Origin of the sequence: Pararhizobium capsulatum DSM 1112 (assembly GCF_030814475.1) — a bacterium.
Classification (GTDB): Bacteria; Pseudomonadota; Alphaproteobacteria; order Rhizobiales; family Rhizobiaceae; genus Pararhizobium; species Pararhizobium capsulatum.
On record NZ_JAUSVF010000001.1, the window covers coordinates 4,184,448 to 4,201,808 of the forward strand.

General features: G+C 59.3%; 12 protein-coding genes and 1 pseudogene. 9 read left to right on the forward strand and 4 right to left on the reverse strand.

The window, feature by feature from the left end; all coding sequences use genetic code 11:
- Window positions 1-20: 20 nt before the first annotated feature.
- Window positions 21-506, reverse strand: coding sequence for an SRPBCC family protein (locus QO002_RS20115; protein ID WP_307232912.1), 486 nt, complete (start codon window positions 504-506; stop codon window positions 21-23).
- Window positions 490-837 carry an ArsR/SmtB family transcription factor gene (locus QO002_RS20120; protein WP_307232914.1) on the reverse strand — a complete coding sequence of 116 codons (348 nt, stop codon included), beginning with the start codon at window positions 835-837 and terminating at the stop codon, window positions 490-492. Before QO002_RS20120 ends, QO002_RS20115 begins: the two co-directional genes overlap by 17 nt.
- Window positions 838-1,105: 268 nt before the next feature.
- Here QO002_RS20120 and gltX point away from each other — a divergent pair, with 268 nt between their 5' ends.
- Window positions 1,106-2,563 (forward strand): glutamate--tRNA ligase, encoded by a 1,458-nt coding sequence (gene gltX / locus QO002_RS20125; RefSeq protein WP_307232916.1) that lies wholly within the window; start codon window positions 1,106-1,108, stop codon window positions 2,561-2,563.
- Window positions 2,564-2,571: 8 nt separating this feature from the next.
- Complete coding sequence (gene lysS, locus QO002_RS20130) at window positions 2,572-4,065, forward strand: lysine--tRNA ligase (protein ID WP_307232919.1); 1,494 nt, start codon at window positions 2,572-2,574, stop codon at window positions 4,063-4,065.
- Window positions 4,066-4,102: 37 nt separating this feature from the next.
- Here lysS and QO002_RS20135 read toward each other — a convergent pair whose 3' ends face one another.
- A complete protein-coding gene (locus QO002_RS20135; RefSeq protein WP_307232921.1) occupies window positions 4,103-5,233 on the reverse strand; it encodes an ICP22 family protein in 1,131 nt (376 codons plus the stop codon).
- 259 nt (window positions 5,234-5,492) lie between these two features.
- Between QO002_RS20135 and QO002_RS20140 the strand changes: the two genes are divergently transcribed.
- The 7 genes and pseudogenes from QO002_RS20140 (at window position 5,493) to QO002_RS20170 (ending at window position 15,955) form a co-directional block, all read left to right on the forward strand.
- Window positions 5,493-6,728, forward strand: coding sequence for an NAD(P)/FAD-dependent oxidoreductase (locus QO002_RS20140; RefSeq protein ID WP_307232923.1), 1,236 nt, complete (start codon window positions 5,493-5,495; stop codon window positions 6,726-6,728).
- A 69-nt stretch (window positions 6,729-6,797) separates the two neighbouring features.
- Entirely contained in the window at window positions 6,798-7,757 is a 960-nt protein-coding gene (locus tag QO002_RS20145) for a nucleoside hydrolase (RefSeq protein ID WP_307232924.1), read from the forward strand.
- 57 nt (window positions 7,758-7,814) lie between these two features.
- Window positions 7,815-8,825, forward strand: coding sequence for a ligase-associated DNA damage response exonuclease (locus tag QO002_RS20150; protein ID WP_307233561.1), 1,011 nt, complete (start codon window positions 7,815-7,817; stop codon window positions 8,823-8,825).
- Window positions 8,826-8,827: 2 nt separating this feature from the next.
- A complete protein-coding gene (locus QO002_RS20155) occupies window positions 8,828-10,453 on the forward strand; it encodes a cisplatin damage response ATP-dependent DNA ligase (protein ID WP_307232926.1) in 1,626 nt (541 codons plus the stop codon).
- Window positions 10,454-10,541: 88 nt separating this feature from the next.
- A pseudogene (locus tag QO002_RS20160) lies at window positions 10,542-13,195 on the forward strand (bifunctional diguanylate cyclase/phosphodiesterase).
- A gap of 511 nt (window positions 13,196-13,706) precedes the next feature.
- Window positions 13,707-14,063, forward strand: coding sequence for a hypothetical protein (locus QO002_RS20165; RefSeq protein WP_307232929.1), 357 nt, complete (start codon window positions 13,707-13,709; stop codon window positions 14,061-14,063).
- A gap of 464 nt (window positions 14,064-14,527) precedes the next feature.
- Window positions 14,528-15,955 carry an efflux transporter outer membrane subunit gene (locus QO002_RS20170; RefSeq protein ID WP_307232932.1) on the forward strand — a complete coding sequence of 476 codons (1,428 nt, stop codon included), beginning with the start codon at window positions 14,528-14,530 and terminating at the stop codon, window positions 15,953-15,955.
- 149 nt (window positions 15,956-16,104) lie between these two features.
- On the opposite strand, the gene QO002_RS20175 is transcribed toward QO002_RS20170, so the two are convergent.
- Window positions 16,105-17,358 carry an ATP-binding protein gene (locus QO002_RS20175; RefSeq protein ID WP_307232935.1) on the reverse strand — a complete coding sequence of 418 codons (1,254 nt, stop codon included), beginning with the start codon at window positions 17,356-17,358 and terminating at the stop codon, window positions 16,105-16,107.
- Window positions 17,359-17,361: the final 3 nt, after the last annotated feature.

A 17,361-nucleotide genomic window follows, 5' to 3' on the forward strand; every position in this document is an offset into this window, starting at 1 on the left:
ATGCTCCGATATAGGATAGATCAGGAAAGATTGGCGATGACGGTGGCCATCTTTTCGAGGCTCTGGCTCCAGCCCTCTTCCATGCCGCCGTCAAGCTCCGGCACCAATTCCCTGGTGATCTTCAACACCTGGGTATGAAGCGTCATCTCCGTCCGGTCGCCGATCGCCTGAAACGTCACCGTGTTGAGCAACTCGATCATCTGCGCGCCCGTATCGTCGTCCCAGGTGGTCGTGAAGGCGAAACGCTCGTTTTCAACCACCTCCCTGACGACGCCGTTGGAAGGATTGCGCACGCCGTCGGCACCTTCCATGTGCAGCCGGATAATGCCACCTGGTCTCAAGTCGACTTCGCAGACCGGCGTTGTGTAGCCATGCGGGCCCCACCATTGCGCGAGGTGATACGGGTCGGTCCAGACCTTGTAGACCAGCGCAACGGGCGCGTCGAAGGTCCGTTTCAAGACAAGATTGGCCTTGTCGGCAGGCACATATTCAGCTCGGGCGTCCATTTCCGTCTCCCTCCTGTAGTTTTCGAAGATAGAGATCGAGCCGATCAAGGCTGTGATCCCAGAATTGCCTGTAATTATCGAGCCAGCCCTGCAGGTCCTTCAGCGGACCCGTCTCCAGACGGCAGGGCCGCCACTGCGCCTCGCGACCGCGGCTGATGAGGCCGGCACGTTCCAGCACTTTCAGGTGTTTCGAAACGGCCGGCAAGCTCATCTCGAAAGGTGCCGCCAGCTCGTTGACGGAGGCATCTCCCTGGGCAAGCCGCGCCAGGATCGCCCGCCGCGTTGGATCGGCCAATGCGGCAAAAGTCGCGGTGAGACATTCCTCGCTCATCAGAACTAAACCATATAGTTAATTAACTGATTAGTTAATTACAAAAATCGACGACTGCTGTCAAGCTGGGTTGATCCACCTTCGAAGCCGGTTTTCCTTGACGCGCCGTTGTGAATATGGTCTCACGCCAGCGAATGGATTTTCCCCACTTTTCAGCCCTTCGCGGCATCATCCGGGGCATTTCCTCCCAGAAAAGCATGGCCTTCAGACCGGACCGAAGCATTCCCCGGACGGAAAGCCGAAAGCACATCAAACACGGGCCAGGATCATGACCGACAGACCAGTCCGGGTGCGCATCGCACCTTCCCCCACCGGCGAACCCCATATCGGCACCGCCTACATCGCGCTCTTCAACTACCTCTTTGCCAAAAAGCACGGTGGCGAGTTCATCCTGCGCATTGAGGACACCGACGCGACCCGTTCGACGCCGGAATTCGAGACGAAGGTGCTGGATGCGCTGAAATGGTGCGGGCTCGAATGGTCGGAAGGCCCTGATATTGGCGGCCCTTACGGTCCTTATCGCCAGAGCGACCGCAAGGACCTCTACCTGCCCTACGTCGAGAAGATCATCGAAAACGGCCATGGCTTCCGTTGCTTCTGCACACCTGAACGCTTGACGGAAATGCGCGAAGCTCAGCGCGCCGCCGGCAAGCCGCCGAAATATGACGGTCTTTGCCTGACGCTTTCGGCCGAAGAGGTAACGACCCGCATGGCCGCCGGCGAACCGACCGTCGTGCGCATGAAGATCCCGACCGAAGGCTCCTGCAAGTTCGTCGATGGTGTTTATGGCCCCGTCGATATTCCGTGGGACGCGGTCGATATGCAGGTCCTGCTCAAGGCCGACGGCATGCCGACCTATCACATGGCCAATGTGGTTGATGACCATCTGATGAAGATCACCCATGTGGCGCGCGGTGAGGAATGGCTGTCCTCAGTGCCCAAACATATCCTGATCTACCAGTATCTCAGCCTCGAGCCGCCGGTGTTCATGCACCTGTCGTTGATGCGCAATGCCGACAAGTCGAAGCTGTCGAAGCGTAAGAACCCGACCTCGATTTCCTACTACTCCGCCCTCGGCTACCTGCCGGAAGCGGTTATGAACTTCCTCGGCCTGTTCTTCATGCAGATCGCCGAAGGCGAAGAGCTGCTGACCATGGACCAGCTCGCCGAAAAGTTCGATCCGGAAAACCTGTCCAAGGCCGGCGCGATCTTCGATATCCAGAAGCTCGATTGGCTAAACGGCCGCTGGCTGCGCGAAGGTCTTTCGGAAGAGGAATTCCGTGGCCGCGTTCTCGCCTGGGCAATGGAAAACGACCGTATCAACCAGGGCCTCAAGCTGTCGCAGTCGCGCATCACCAAACTTGGTGATCTGCCCGACCTCGCGGGCTTCCTGTTCAAATCCGATCTCGGCCTTGATGCGTCTTCCTTCGCCAAGGTGAAATCCTCGCCGGAAGAACTGGTTGCGATCTTCAACGAGGTACAGCCGTCGCTGGAAAAGATCCTCGAATGGAATGTCGAGGCCATCGAAGCCGAACTGCGCGCCGTCGCCGACCGCCTGGAAAAAAAGCTGAAGGTGGTTGTCGCGCCGCTGTTCATCGCCGTTTCCGGCTCGTCGCGTTCGCTGCCGCTGTTTGATTCAATGGCCATTCTCGGCCGTTCTGTCGTGCGCCAGCGCCTGAAGGTCGCCGGCCAGGTCGTGGCCTCCATGGCCGGCAGTGGAAAGTAAGGAAGATCATGACAGACAAGACCGAAACCGCCCTTTCCTCCGACGTCACGGAAGTTCGCGCCCAGAAGCTGAAGATGCTGCGCGAGCAGATCGGCGACGTCTATCCGGCGCATTTCCACCGCACGATCACCAATGGCGAGCTGGCCGAGAAATACGAGAGCCTTGAGCCGGACACCGAGACACAGGACATCGTCACCGTCGCCGGCCGCGTCTATTCCTCGCGCAATTCCGGCATGTTCGTGGACATCCGTGACGCCTCGGGCAAGATCCAGATCTTCAGCCACAAGGACACGACACCGGAAGAAGCCCGCGCGCTTCTGCCGATGATCGATATCGGCGACATAATCGGCGTGACGGGTGTCGTGCGCCGCACCAAGCGCGGCGAGCTGACGATCAACGCACGTGAGATCACCATGCTGACCAAGTCGCTGCTGCCGATGCCGGAAAAGTGGCATGGCCTTTCCGACATCGAGCTGCGCTATCGCAAGCGTCACCTCGACATCATGACCAATGACGATTCGAAGCTCCGGTTCCAGCAACGCTCGAAGATCGTTTCCGGCATTCGCCGGTTCATGGAAAACGACGGCTTCATGGAAGTCGAGACACCGATGCTGCATTCGGTCTATGGCGGGGCCACCGCCGAGCCGTTCAAGACGCATCACAACACGCTGAAGCTCGATATGTACCTGCGCATCGCGCCGGAACTGTTTTTGAAGCGCACTCTGGTTTCGGGTCTCACCGACAAGGTGTTCGAGATCAACCGCAACTTCCGCAACGAAGGCGTCTCCACCCGGCACAATCCCGAATTCACGATGATGGAGTGCTACTGGGCCTATGCCGATTACGAGGACATCATGGACCTCGTCGAACGGCTGTTCTCTGAGCTGGCGATGAAGATCCACGGTTCGACGGAATTTGCCTTCGGCGACAAGGAAATCTCCTTCAAGGGCCCGTTCAAGCGGGTGCCGATGCCGGATGCGGTCAAGGAAGCGACCGGCATCGACTTCCTCGCCATCAAGTCGGATGAGGAAGCCCGCGCTGCCGCCAAGGCCGCCGGCTTTGCCGTCGAGAAGGACTGGACCTGGGGCGAATGCCTAGCCTTCATCTTTGAAGAGAAGGTCGAGCCGACCCTTATCCAGCCGTCGCACGTCACCCATTTCCCGAAGGATATCTCGCCCTTTGCCAAGGAGGTGCCGGGCGAACCGCGTCTCGTCGAACGTTTCGAGACCTATTGCAACACCTGGGAACTCGGCAACGCCTTCTCCGAGCTGAACGACCCTGAAGAGCAGCGCGCCCGCATGGTCGACCAGCTCGAACAGGCCCATGCCCGCGGCGAGAAGGACAAGCAGCTTGACGACGAATTCCTCGACGCGATCGACCAGGGCATGCCACCGGCTGGCGGTCTCGGCATCGGCGTCGATCGCCTGATCATGCTGCTCACCAATTCCCCGTCGATCCGCGATATCATCCTGTTCCCGGCGCGCCGCGCCAAGGCTGATTGATCAACGACCATTTGAAACAAGATGAAGGAGCCTGCCGTCAGTGAACGGTGGGCTCCTTTTTCGTTTCGGCCGCCTCGGCGGTCATGTCATGGGCGTTGGCATTCGAATTCTCGGCAGGCGCCGCGGCGTGTTCGCCCGCAGGCGCTTCACCGCCGCCGAAAATCATGGCTTTGACGGAGTCCAGCATACCCGGCTTTGCTGTTTCCGCATGCTCTTCGGGTTTGACAGCGGAATGTTCCTCAGTCGGAGCCGCCTCACCATGCGTCTGGGCAGCAGGCGCTTCATGCCCTTCCACGGGTGCAGGCTCTGCTGCTTCCGGTTTTTCTTCGCTGGAACCAAAAATCATACCTGTGATCGAAGCGAATACTCCGCCGCTCTTTTCACTATTCTCCGCGCCATGCTCCTCGGCAGCGGCCTTTCCATGATCTTCGGTAGCCTTATCCCCACGGCCCTCTTCGCTGGCCTCGGCGGCGTGACCGTTCTCCTCGCCCTGGCCCGCGGCTTCCGCCGAGCCATGCTCACTTGCCTCGCCATGCGCACCGGCTTCGCTGCCTTCAGCGCCTTCCGGCAGTGGCGGATCCATACACTCGGTCTTCTCGATGATCGATGTCAGCGTATCCTTGATCTGATCCTGCGAAAGGCTGACCTCCTGGCCATAATAGAGGCCGATCATATTCGCCGGCGCGTCACTGTAACGTGCGGAGAAAGCCTCATTCATGCCAGGAACCGCCTTGGGATCGGGTGCAAACAGAACCTGCGCGCCGATTGCGGATCCGCGCCAGTCCGCGCGCTCCTTCGGTCCGGCCGTATCGAGAACGGCAACCTGATAGAGATCCGCCTTCTCGTAATGGACAAGCAGCCCCGCGACGCGAAGCGCCGTGCGCACGCGCTCTTCGCCAGTCCCTTTTTCAACGTTGATATATTTGCGGATCCAGCGCTGACCGTTGCGGCGCATCTTCAGGGTATCGACCGTGGTGCAGGCCAGACCCGAAACGGAAATCTCCGCGTTTTCCCCTTCGCCCTTCCCCTGGACCATGAAAAGGGCATAGGCCCCGGATGCCCCCGACAGCAGAAGCACGCCAGCGACGACGAACATCACCTTGCGTGGAAGACGTATCTTCTTCAGGATCGATTTCACCGCTGCCGCCCCGCCATTTCCAAACCTCAAGCCCTTGAACTCATGGTATTCTAGCGAGGTGACGTTTCGGAAGTTTAAACATTACGGGCAACGATGTGCGCCAAAACGGGGCCGGGGCAATGCCTTCCCTTGGCACCAACCATCACAAAGCTCGGGAAATCATGCTGTTCTGGATGGAACAGCATCGGTTCCCCTCTGAAAATGATTGGAATAAGCCGCAGGGAAGGCTTGATCCGTATCGCCAAGGGCGCGAAGACAAGGTTCCAGAATTCAATTCGGCAGGAACAGCATGGCACGCATAGGAATTACGGGCGCGGGGATCATTGGATGCGCGACAGCCGTTCACCTGATCGAGAAGGGGCATGATGTTACCGTCTTCGAAAAGGATATCGCCGGCCTGCCCGCGTCCGTCGGCAATGCGGGTATTCTCGCCCTCCCAGAGATCGATCCGCTCGCCCGCCCCGATATGATCTTCGCTGCACCGAAATGGCTGGCAGATCCGCTCGGGCCACTGACGCTGCGCTGGCAGGATCTGCTGTCGCTCACGCCGTGGCTCCTCGCCTTCCTGATTGCATCGCGAACGGGGCAGGTCGAACGATCCAAGGCAGCACTCCTCACCTTGATGCGCGATGCACTCGACGCCCATGAAAATCTGGCCGCTTTGGCGGGCATTTCAGGCCACATGAAAAGAAGCGGTGCGCTGACGATCTTCGACAGCCAGAGCGCACTCGATGCCGCCTTTCCGCACGAGCAGAAAAATGCGGCTTTGCTCGGCCACGAAGTCGAGAAACTTGACCTCGCAGCAGCGCGCGCGCAGGTGCCTGCGCTGGAAGGCAATTTTGCCGGCGGGATTTTCTCTTCCGGCTACCAGACTTTTCTCGATCCGCTCGCCTTGCTCCGCACCCTGCAGGCTTTTGTGCGGGAGCGTGGACGCCTTGTCGAAGGTGAAGTGACCGGCATTATCCAGCAGGCGAATGGCATCCGCTTTTCGACGGCCGTCGGCGAGACCGAGGATTTCGACAAGGCCGTGATCGCCTCCGGCGTCTGGTCACGCAATCTGGTGCGCAGCCTTGGCCTCAACGTGCTTCTGGAAACCGAACGCGGTTACAACACGACGTTCACGGACCCCGGCATCACGCTCGAACTGCCGGTCTTCTTCTCCGAACATGGTTTCGTCGCAACACCGCTCAGGAACGCGCTGCGCGTCGGCGGCGCCGTCGAGCTTGCCCGCCCGGAAGCGCCTGCGAATTTTGCGCGCGCGTCCGCGATGCGTCAGAAGATGCGCCGCTATGTACCAAGCTTGCCCGAAAGCGGGGGAGCCGAATGGATGGGCCGGCGTCCTTCAACGCCGGATTCTATCCCGGTGATCAGTCTGCACCCCTCCGACCCACGCATCGCCATGGCCTTCGGCCACGGTCACCTGGGACTGACCCTCTCCGCCATCACCGGGCGCAGCGTCGCCAACCTTCTTGATACTGGCGAGCAGAGCCATCTGGCTCCCTTCAGCATTCGCCGCTTCCAATAATCCATCTGGCGTGCGGCATGGCGTGACGGTGCCCAGCCAGCCTATCCCTGTTTTTTTGAAAGGGCAGACATGCATAAGGTAATTTTCGATACGGATCCCGGCGTCGATGACGCAATGGCGCTTCTGTTTCTGCACCACCATCCTGACATCGACCTGATCGGTATCACCAGTGTTTTCGGTAATGCCTCGATCGAAACCACGACGCGCAATGCCCTTTTCCTGAAGCAGGCCTGGAATATCGATGCCCCCGTCGCCAAGGGCGCCAACGAGACCTACAATCCGAACCGCCCCCATGTGGACTGGCCGGCGTTCATCCACGGAGACGATGGCCTCGGCAATATCGGTGTCCCCGAAACGGTCGATATCCCCTGCGATTCCCGCCCGGCACACCGTTTCATCATCGAGATGGTGCGCGCCAATCCCGGTGAAGTGACCATTGTTGCCGTCGGACGCATGACCAATCTGGCCATTGCACTGCGCGAAGACCCCGAGATTGCCAGCCTCGTCAAGGCTGTCGTCATCATGGGCGGCGCCTTCGACCGGCCGGGCAACATCACGCCCGCTGCCGAAGCCAATATCCATGGCGATCCGGAAGCTGCTGACGTCGTGATGACCGCGCCCTGGCCTGTTACCGTGATCGGGCTCGATGTTACGGTCCAGACCGTAATGACCCGCAGCCTGCTGGCCGACATCGTCGCCGCAGGTGGGCCGCGCGCCAGGCTGCTGTCGGACATCTCCCAGTTCTACATCGATTTCTACGAGAACCACGTCAAGGACGGCATGGTCGTGCATGACAGCTGCGCCTGCGTCTACGTCGTCGCGCCCGAACTTTTCCGCACGAGGAGCGGGCCAATCCGTGTCATCTGCGGCGGCATTGCCGATGGCCAGACGATCCAGAAGCCCGACAGCCAAATCTTCCCGCCGAATGATTGGGACAACTTGCCGAGCCAGCAGGTCTGCATCGCCGTCGATCCCAAGGGCGTTCTAGACCTGATTGCGGGAACCCTCTCGGCTTACCCGAACGCCTGATAAAAAAATGCGTCGCGGATGCTGGCAGGCGCCGTCCTGCCAGCTATCTTGCTTCTGATGAAACCGGAAGCGCTTCTCTACTCCACGCCCAAGGGCCTCTATTGCGAGAGGGGCGATTTCTATATCGATCCGGTCCAGCCGGTCGACCGGGCATTGATCACCCATGGCCACGCCGACCATGCCCGCTCCGGCCACGCCCGCGTGCTCGCGACCCGCGAGACGCTGGATATCATGGGCATCCGCTACGGCGAGAATTTCTGCGGTAGCGCGCAGAGCATTACGCTTGGAGAGAGCCTGTCGCTCGGCGGCGTCGAGGTCAGCTTCCATCCCGCCGGCCATGTGCTCGGCTCGGCGCAGATCCTCGTCGAAGCCGAAGGTACCCGGATCGTTGCCTCCGGTGACTACAAGCGGCGGCGAGACCCGACCTGCCTGCCGTTCGAACCGATCCCTTGCGATGTCTTCATCACTGAAGCGACATTCGCCCTTCCCGTCTTTCATCATCCCGACGACAAAGGCGAGATCATCAAGCTCCTGACGTCGCTTACGCAGTTCCCTGAACGCGCCCATCTGGTCGGCGCCTACGCTCTCGGCAAGGCCCAACGCGTCATCGCGCTGCTCCGCGAAACGGGGTATCACGCGCCCATCTACATCCACGGCGCACTTGCCAAGCTCTGCACCTATTATGAAGAACGTGGTGTTGCGCTGGGTGACCTGCGCCCCGCCACCATCGACAACAGTGACCGCCAATCCTTTGCCGGTGCCGTGGTCATTGGCCCGCCCTCGGCCTTTGCCGACCGCTGGGCGCGGCGTTTTCCCGATCCGGTCGCCATCTTCGCCTCCGGCTGGATGCTGGTGCGCCAGCGGGCCAAGCAGCGCGGTGTCGAACTGCCGATGATCATTTCCGATCATTGCGACTGGCCGGAACTTCTCGCCACCATCAACGAAATCGCACCGTCACAAGTCTGGGTCACCCACGGCCGGGAAGAGGCGCTGGTGCGTTGGTGCGAACTGCAGGGCATTCCCGCCCGCCCGTTGCATCTCATCGGCTATGAAGACGAGGGCGATTGACCATGCGCGCCTTTGCCGAACTCCTCGACCGGCTCGTGCTGACCCCGCAGCGCAACGCCAAGATCAAGCTGATGGCGGACTATTTCCGCTCCGCCCCCGACCCCAACCGCGGTTACGCACTCGCATCACTGTCGGGCACGCTGACGCTCAACACCGTCAAGCCGCAGTTGTTGAAGCAACTCGTTCTGGAACGCATGGACGAGGTTCTCTTCCAGTATTCCTACGACTATGTCGGCGATCTCGCCGAAACCATATCGCTCGTCTGGGAACCGGATACACAAACGACAAATGAAGCCTCTGACCTTTCACCCGGTGCGATCGTCCACAGACTGCAATCGGCAAGCCGCGCCGACGTGCATGGCGTGGTACGTTCCCTGCTCGACCAGCTCGACGGCTCGAGCCGCTTCGCCTTCCTGAAGCTCATCACCGGCGGCATGCGCATCGGCGTCTCCGCCCGATTGGTGAAGCAAGCCCTGGCCGATATGGGCGGTGTCGATGTCGTGGAGATCGAAACGCTATGGCATGGTCTGCAACCACCCTATCTGGATCTTTTCCAATGGCTGGATGGCAAGAGCGAAAAACCGGCTCTCTCCATGCCCGCCGTCTTCCATTCGGTCATGCTGGCAACACCGCTGACCGAAACCGACGTCGCCGCATTAAATCCGAGACACTTCGCCGCCGAATGGAAATGGGATGGCATCCGTGTGCAATTCGCCAATCTCGCCGGCACGCGACGCCTCTATTCCCGCTCCGGCGACGACATTTCCGGCGCCTTTCCGGATATCCTCGAAGCCGCGACCTTCGAGGGCATCATCGACGGCGAGCTTCTGGTCGGCGGAACGATGCGAACCAACCGTGCAACCCGTAGCTTCTCCGATCTGCAGCAACGCCTGAACCGCAAGATGGTCACCCGCAAGATGCTGGAAGAATATCCCGCCTTCATCCGCGGCTACGATCTCCTGTTTTCCGGAGAGCAGGATATTCGAGCTGAAAACTTCATCGACAGGCGCGAAAAACTGGCCGATCTGATCAATGCCGCACCACCCGATCGCTTCGATCTTTCGCCGCTGGTGCCATTTGATACCTGGGAAGAACTCGATGCCCTTCGGCGGGCGCCGCCCGATCCTGTCATCGAAGGCATCATGTTGAAGCGACTGGATTCACCCTATACCGCCGGCCGCACCAAAGGGCCGTGGTTCAAGTGGAAAAGAGACCCCTATAACATCGATGCCGTCCTGATGTATGCCCAGCGCGGCCATGGCAAGCGATCGAGTTACTATTCGGATTTCACCTTCGGCGTCTGGACGGAGAAGGATGGGGCTGACGCACTGGTCCCCGTCGGCAAGGCCTATTTCGGCTTCACCGATGCCGAGCTCGAAGTTCTCGACCGCTACGTTCGCGAAAACACGATCGAGCGTTTCGGCCCCGTGCGTTCGCTGCGGGCCGAACCGGACCACGGCTTCGTCGTCGAGGTCGCCTTCGAAGGCATTAATTTCTCCACCCGCCACAAGTCTGGCGTCGCCATGCGTTTTCCCCGCATCGCCCGACTGAGACAGGACAAGCTGCCAGGGGAAGCCGACCGGCTGGAAACATTGCTGGCCATGATTGCGCCTGCGGACGAGGCGTGAACAACGACCACGTATTGTTAAGACCGGTTTGCGAGAATGCCTGCAAATGCCGAAATCAAGGCAGCAGGGACGGGTTGGTTTGTCAGCGATGCACGAAGCGAAAGAATTCAGGTGGGCGCGGCTTTTCCGACCGAGTTATCTTCCCGCCCTGATCGCGGTAGTCGTGGCCCTCATGGCCGGCATCTTTGCCGAACATCAGAGCCGGCCATCCATGCCGCCAGGCAAAGAGCTGCCGTGATCGCCGAACTCAATCCCATCCGGGCAAGGCTGGAAGCCAGCGTCAACGGCGACATGCAACTCGTGCGCGGCCTGATTGCCACGATGGCAACGGAACCGAACATGACGCAGGAGCGCTTTGCCGCCCTTTCGCGCAACATCTTCAACGAACGCTCCAACCTGCGTAGCATTGCCGCCGCCCCTGATCTCGTCGTCTCGCTTATATACCCCCTGAAGGGCAACGAAAAAGCGCTCGGCCTCGACTACAACAAGAACGAGCAGCAGCGTGCCGCAGCCTTGAGGGTGCGCGACAGCGGCAAACTGGTACTGGCCGGCCCGCTGACTCTGGTTCAGGGCGGCCACGGTCTGATCGGACGCTTTCCAGTCTATAATGACGGCAACGGCGCCGAAAAACACTTCTGGGGCATCGTCTCCGCCGTCATCGACGTCGATAAGCTCTATCGGACAAGCGGCCTCCAGGCGCGGCATCTCAAGATAGACGTTGCAATTTCCGGCAAGGACGGTCTCGGGGAAGACGGCGCGCTCTTTTATGGCAACGGAACCGTTCGAAACGACGATCCCGTGCTGATGAGCGTATTTCTCCCTGGCGGCTCCTGGCAGGTCGGCGCGGTACCGAAAGGTGGCTGGCTGGCGGACCCGCCCAATCTCTGGTCGATGCGGTTACTGCTGACACTGGGAGGCATGATCATCCTCGTTCCGATGCTGATAACCGGACGGCTGATGGAGGAAAGACAGGCCAATATTCATGCCCTTCAGCTGAACAGACATCAGTTGCAGGAACTCTCCCACCGGCTCAACATCGCCCTCGACACATCCGAAATCGGCATCTGGGAACTGGATATCACGTCAAACGTCCTCCTTTGGGACGAGCGAATGAAGGAACTCTATGGTTTCAAGGGCGAAGGCGGGCAGGTCTATGAAACTTGGCGCAACACTCTGCATCCGGACGACCTCCAGCAAGCGGAAGCGGAGTTTGCACAAGCGCTTGTCGCCGAGGGTCAGTCCTATCGATCCCAGTTTCGCCTGAGACTGGCGGACGGCAAGGTTCGCCATATCCGAACCATCGGCTCCTGTTACACCGATGGTGAAGGTCGCCGGAAGATTGTCGGCGTCAACTGGGACGTCACCTCGGATGTCGAGCGCAACGAGAGCCTTGAGGACGCACGTCGTCAGGCGGAAGCGCACAGCGTCGAGCTGGAGACCGCTCGCCACCGCATGGAGTTCAATGCCCTCCACGATCCTCTGACCGGCCTTCCAAACAGGCGTTATCTCGACCAGATTCTAGCGACGGTACCCGATCCTGAAGAGCCGCGCATGCCGTTCGCGAAGATTTTCCATATGGACCTCGATCGGTTCAAGGAAATCAATGATACGCTCGGGCATGCCGCCGGTGACGAAATCCTGCGGCACGCTTCCCGGATTCTAAGGGACAATACCGGCGTAGATGATTTCGTCGCTCGCATCGGTGGGGATGAGTTCGTCATCATTTCACGCACGAAGGGCACCGACACCGCGCTTGCCCGCCACATCATCGAGGCGATGAGCGTGCCCATCCTGTATAACGGCCAGGAGTGCCGCATCGGCGTAAGCATCGGCATTGCGGAGCAGGGCAGCGCGACGGAGGAATTGACTCAGGTTCTCGTCAACGCGGATATTGCCCTCTACGAGGCCAAGCGGCGCGGGCGCGGACGCTACGAGATTTTTGCCCATTCCCTGAAAACGGCCGTCTTCAAGAACAAGCAGACGGCTGACGAAATCCTGCGTGGCCTGGAGCAGAACGAATTCATCGCCTATTTCCAACCGCAATTCTGCCCTGTCACCCTCGATATCATTGGTGTCGAGGCATTGGCGCGATGGGATCATCCCCAGAAAGGCATTCTGGCGCCGCACGCCTTCCTGAAAACCGCTGAGGAAATCAATGTCCTGGCGGAGATCGACCAGCGCATTCTCGAACAGGCCCTCTTCCAGTCGCGACGCTGGGAGGCAAGCGAAATCAACATCCCAAAGGTTTCGGTCAATCTCTCTTATCACCGGCTGCACGACGAAAACCTTATCGAACGTCTGAACCAGCTTTCTATTCCAGAGGGACGCGTTGCTTTCGAGCTGCTGGAGTCCATCTCGTTCGACGAGAGCGACATGACCGTCCTTTCGAATATCGAACAGATCAAAAACCTCGGCATAGACATCGAGATCGACGATTTTGGTACCGGTTATGCTTCGATCGTCAGCCTGCTGAAGCTGACGCCGCGCCGCCTGAAGATCGACCGCCAGCTCGTCATCCCGATCCTGACATCCCCCAGCCAGCGGCAGCTCGTCTCGTCGATCATCGACATCGGCACCTCCCTGGGCATCGAGGTCATAGCCGAAGGTGTCGAAACGCTGGAACACGCAAAGATTCTCAAGGATCTCGGCTGCCACGGGCTGCAGGGCTACGCATTCGCCCGTCCCATGAGCCCGAATGAGCTTGCCAACTTCGCCCGCGAGCGGCGCTGGATGGCAGCCTGAACAGGGTTCAATCCTGCGGTTCGCCGTCACCATTCGAGAGACTGGTGACGATCTGCCTTTGAAATCGCGCTGATAATGCGAGAAGTGACTTCTCCGCACGCAGAGAAGGCCCAACCTTCCCAGGTTTTTTGTATCGACTTGTTTCCCGATGCCGTTTCTGAATGTCAGAATATTTCCTGCATATGTCGTCATGATGCCAGCGGTGGACGTGGAAACAACGGCAACCAGACAGTTGACACAATCACATGCCCGCTAATTTCCTTGGTAATCCGAAATATCGGTGAAATCGGGATTAGTTTTCTCCGACGGCCGTAATATCCATGCAGAACGAGTATTCAGTACCCGTTTTTCGCATTTGAGCGTTAGCTCCGACCGGAGCGTGAAATGTTTCTGAGAGCGCATTCTCCCTGAAAAAACAGTGATGATTTCTGCGGGATTGCCGGCAGATTTCGTTTAGCTTTGGCTGCTTTAAGCAAAGACGCATCACACTTCATCAGAGAAAGGAACGAGGATGGTTGGCGCCATTTCAAGCACCTCACTGCTCTCAACGCTCAGCAGTACATCGTCGAGCAGTAGCAGCAGTGCATCGCAGACAGCAGCCATACAGGCACAGATCGAAGCCAGGCAGGCCGAGCTCGAAGATGCCAAGACTGACGAAGACAAGGCCACGATCAATGAAGAGATCGCCGAACTGCAGGCCAAGCTGAAAGCTGCGGAAGCAGCCGAAGCACGCAAGGCAAACGTGCAAGAGGGCGCTAGTGCCAACAAGGCCCAGCAGCAGGAACCGACGACTGAGGCGGCCTCAATGATCGGCACACGCAATTTCAATGAAGGCGATGGCTTCGGCGATCGCGAAATGTGGGTCTAGCCAAAATTTCGTTCATCAACGCTTGTGGAGGCGACTGATGGACATGCGCCAGACCGGTCGCATGAGGCGAACCGTGCATCACCGATATGGGCGCCGCGCGCCCTCCGACAATGATGTGTCGGACACGCGCTGCCCATCATTCCTGCCAAGCTGTGGCAGAATCACCGCACACCCAAAGAATCGTGTGGGCCCTCATCATCAGAAACAAATAGATACTCGCGTGACGTATGGCCGTTACCTACAAGGGGTATTTGGTCGTCTGCGTAACTCCAGCTGTCTAATTGCGGACATATGGCGTTTGCGAAGCAGCCGTTTCCAGGCGTGGCGCATTGGGAACACCAATCTGTGGAAATTTTGTTTTACAGCCTTGTTCGCAATTGCCCACTCGCTTGCGGCGCGGAAAATGCTAAAGACAAAAAGTGAATCGTTAGTTACCGGCGCGATTGCGTCGGATGGGGAACCCGATGAAAACTATCAAAGTGCTCCTTCCCTTGAGCCTTCTTCTGCTTTCCGGCTGCACTGTCGGACCCGACTACCAGAAGCCGGATGCAAGCGTTCCAGGCAAGTTTTCGCAAGGCAGCCAGGCAAGCGCTGATAACGTGACCCTTTCGCCCTGGTGGCAAGCCTTTCGCGATGCAAAGCTGAATTCGCTCATAACCCAGGGCATGAACGAAAACCTTGACGTCCAGCAGGCGCTGGAGCGGATTATCGAGGCTCGCGCCAATGTCGTCGTAGCAGCCTCCGGCGGCTTGCCGCAGATCAATGCGGGCGCCGCGGCGACGGCTCAGGGCTCCGACGGCTCCTACCTTCGCAAGAGCACGGGCCGCGACCATAACGAAACCAAGACCCTCACGGCAGGCGGCGATGCATCCTGGCTGATCGATCTCTTCGGACAGTATCGTCGCGCAACGGAGAGCGCCGAAGCCTCTCTCGATGCGTCCTACGATGACGTCAACGTGGCACGGGTGGCCTATCTGTCCGACCTGACGACGTCCTACATCGAGGCGCGATACAATCAGGAAGCCCTGGCGCTGCAGCGCAAGAACCTCGAATCCCGCCGCGAAACCCTCAAGCTGACCAACGACATCAAGGCCGCAGGCGCTGCGTCGAGCCTCGACGTTGTTCAGGCCGAAGGCCTCGTCAACACCACGTTGGCTGAAATTCCGGGTTATGAGGCTGGCTTCCATCAGGCTGCCAATCATATCGCGACGTTGCTCGGCCTGCCCGCAACCTCGGTGACATCAGGGCTGATCAAGGGTGCGTCGCAGCCTTGGCCGCGTTACAACACCAAGATCGGCGTCCCGGCGGACCTCATTCGCAATCGACCCGACATTCGCCGCGCTGAACGCCTTCTCGCCGCACAAACAGCTGCGATCGGCGTTGCCGAAGCACAGCTCTATCCGAGCCTGTCGCTCGGCGGCACGATCGATGCAACCCGGACGATCTCAACCATTGTGGGCGGCGTCGGCGCCTGGTCGTTTGGTCCAAGCCTCTCCATCCCGATCTTTAGCGGCGGCCGCCTGAAGGCGAATGTCGATATCGAAAAGTCGGGTGCCCAGCAGCAGTATCTCGCCTGGAAGCAGACGGTTCTGAACGCTGTCGAAGAGGTCGAGAACTCCTTGATCGGCCTGCAGAAGAACTACGAAACCGTTGCAGCCCTGCGCAAGGTGGTCGATTCCTACGAAGAGGCCCTCAACCTCGCACGCGAAAGCTATAAGGGCGGCGCCACCTCGCTGCTCGACGTTCTCGACGCCGAACGCAACCTCGCTCTCTCGCGCGTTTCGCTGGCTGCAAGCATCCGCAATCTGGCCAACAACTACGTTGCCCTCAACGTGGCGATCGGCGGCGGTTCTTCGGTTGACACGCCAACCAAGGAAGTTGCTTCTCAGTAATGAGATAACTGATCGGGGCCAGCGTCGGATCGTCTGCGCTGGCTTTTGTTCATAGGTCGCTGAGCCAGAGAATCAGCGATGCTAACAAATAAAAATGCCGCCCCAACTTCACTGTTGGTGGCGGCATTTCTCATTTGGGGGGGACGTCTTCAGGATACCAGCAGCGGAAGTCGTACCGTCTGCTGTAGACCGCCTCCGGGGCGGTTGACGATCTCGATCGCACCCCCGTGATTCTCGATGATCTCGCGGGCGATGGCGAGGCCCAGACCAGCGCCGGGAATAAGCTTGCGACGCGCCTGATCGACCCTGAAAAAGGGCTCGAACACACGGTCCAGCAGATCGGTTGGAATACCCGGTCCTTGATCGGCGATCTTGAGGATGGCGCTTTCATCTCCATCCAGAGACAGCGAAACCTCCACACCCTGCCCATGCGTCGCCGCATTCACCACAAGGTTACGCAAGGCGCGTTTCAGCGCAAACGAAGCACCGGAAACGATAGCCGTCGTTATCTCCCCTTTCTGGACCGGTAATCCCATCTCGGAAATTTCCGTCACGACTTCCTGAACAAGGCCATCCAGGGAAACCGGCTCGTGCATATGGGGGCTCACTTCTTCGCGCACCAGACGAATGGCGCTGTCGGCGATCTGATCAAGTTCGTCGAGATCCTTCAGCCAAGCGGCACGATCGTCCTGTTCCGTGACGAACTCGGCGCGCAAACGCATCCGCGTCATCGGCGTGCGCATGTCGTGCCCGGCAGCAGCGACAAGACGCATGCGGCTTGCCATCGCCGCATTCAGGCGAGAGGCGAGCTTGTTGATGGTGCGAACTGTCGTCCGCACTTCCATCGGCCCTTCTTCCGTCATTTCGGGAATGACGCCATCCGGTCTGATCTTGGCGATGGCCTCGTCGAGAACTCTGAGCGGCCGCATCATCACCTCGCTTGCATAGACCGCGACAGCGACTACACCTGCGGCAACGAGCGTGAGATAGGCCACGAGCGGCCAGAGCGGGAAAGGTCCGGGTCCGGGAAAAACGAGATAGGCCCAACGACCATCAGGAAGACGAACTGCAAGGCCTCTTGCTTCATTTTCGGGGCGGGACAGCATGGCCATTTCGGCCTCATAACCGTTTTGCCGTGCAGCGGCAGCGAGCCCCTCGGTCCTTTTCCGATCGATCCAGGCTGGCAGAGGTGCTTCGCCGATAACGATATGAAGGCGCTCAGCTGCGGTTGGATCCTCGTCGAGCAGCATCAAGGCGAGTTGGGCTTTTTCGGCAAGCGCCTGTTCGAACAGGGCATCAGAGGGCCGTCTCAGAAGTTGCGTGGTGACAAAGGTTGCAATGACCAGAACCAGGAGCACCGCGACGACGAGAAGAATGGTGAACCGTGTGCGCAGCGACCCCATCGC

Excerpts from the sequence above, each read along its gene's own strand:
- QO002_RS20140 (WP_307232923.1), top strand. The coding sequence starts at position 5,493 with ATGGCACGCATAGGAATTACGGGCGCGGGGATCATTGGATGCGCGACA.
- QO002_RS20170 (WP_307232932.1), top strand. The coding sequence starts at position 14,528 with ATGAAAACTATCAAAGTGCTCCTTCCCTTGAGCCTTCTTCTGCTTTCC.
- QO002_RS20120 (WP_307232914.1), bottom strand. The coding sequence starts at position 837 with ATGAGCGAGGAATGTCTCACCGCGACTTTTGCCGCATTGGCCGATCCA.
- QO002_RS20155 (WP_307232926.1), top strand. The coding sequence starts at position 8,828 with ATGCGCGCCTTTGCCGAACTCCTCGACCGGCTCGTGCTGACCCCGCAG.
- lysS (WP_307232919.1), top strand. The coding sequence starts at position 2,572 with ATGACAGACAAGACCGAAACCGCCCTTTCCTCCGACGTCACGGAAGTT.
- gltX (WP_307232916.1), top strand. The coding sequence starts at position 1,106 with ATGACCGACAGACCAGTCCGGGTGCGCATCGCACCTTCCCCCACCGGC.
- QO002_RS20165 (WP_307232929.1), top strand. The coding sequence starts at position 13,707 with ATGGTTGGCGCCATTTCAAGCACCTCACTGCTCTCAACGCTCAGCAGT.
- QO002_RS20145 (WP_307232924.1), top strand. The coding sequence starts at position 6,798 with ATGCATAAGGTAATTTTCGATACGGATCCCGGCGTCGATGACGCAATG.
- QO002_RS20175 (WP_307232935.1), bottom strand. The coding sequence starts at position 17,358 with ATGGGGTCGCTGCGCACACGGTTCACCATTCTTCTCGTCGTCGCGGTG.
- QO002_RS20150 (WP_307233561.1), top strand. The coding sequence starts at position 7,815 with ATGAAACCGGAAGCGCTTCTCTACTCCACGCCCAAGGGCCTCTATTGC.
- QO002_RS20115 (WP_307232912.1), bottom strand. The coding sequence starts at position 506 with ATGGACGCCCGAGCTGAATATGTGCCTGCCGACAAGGCCAATCTTGTC.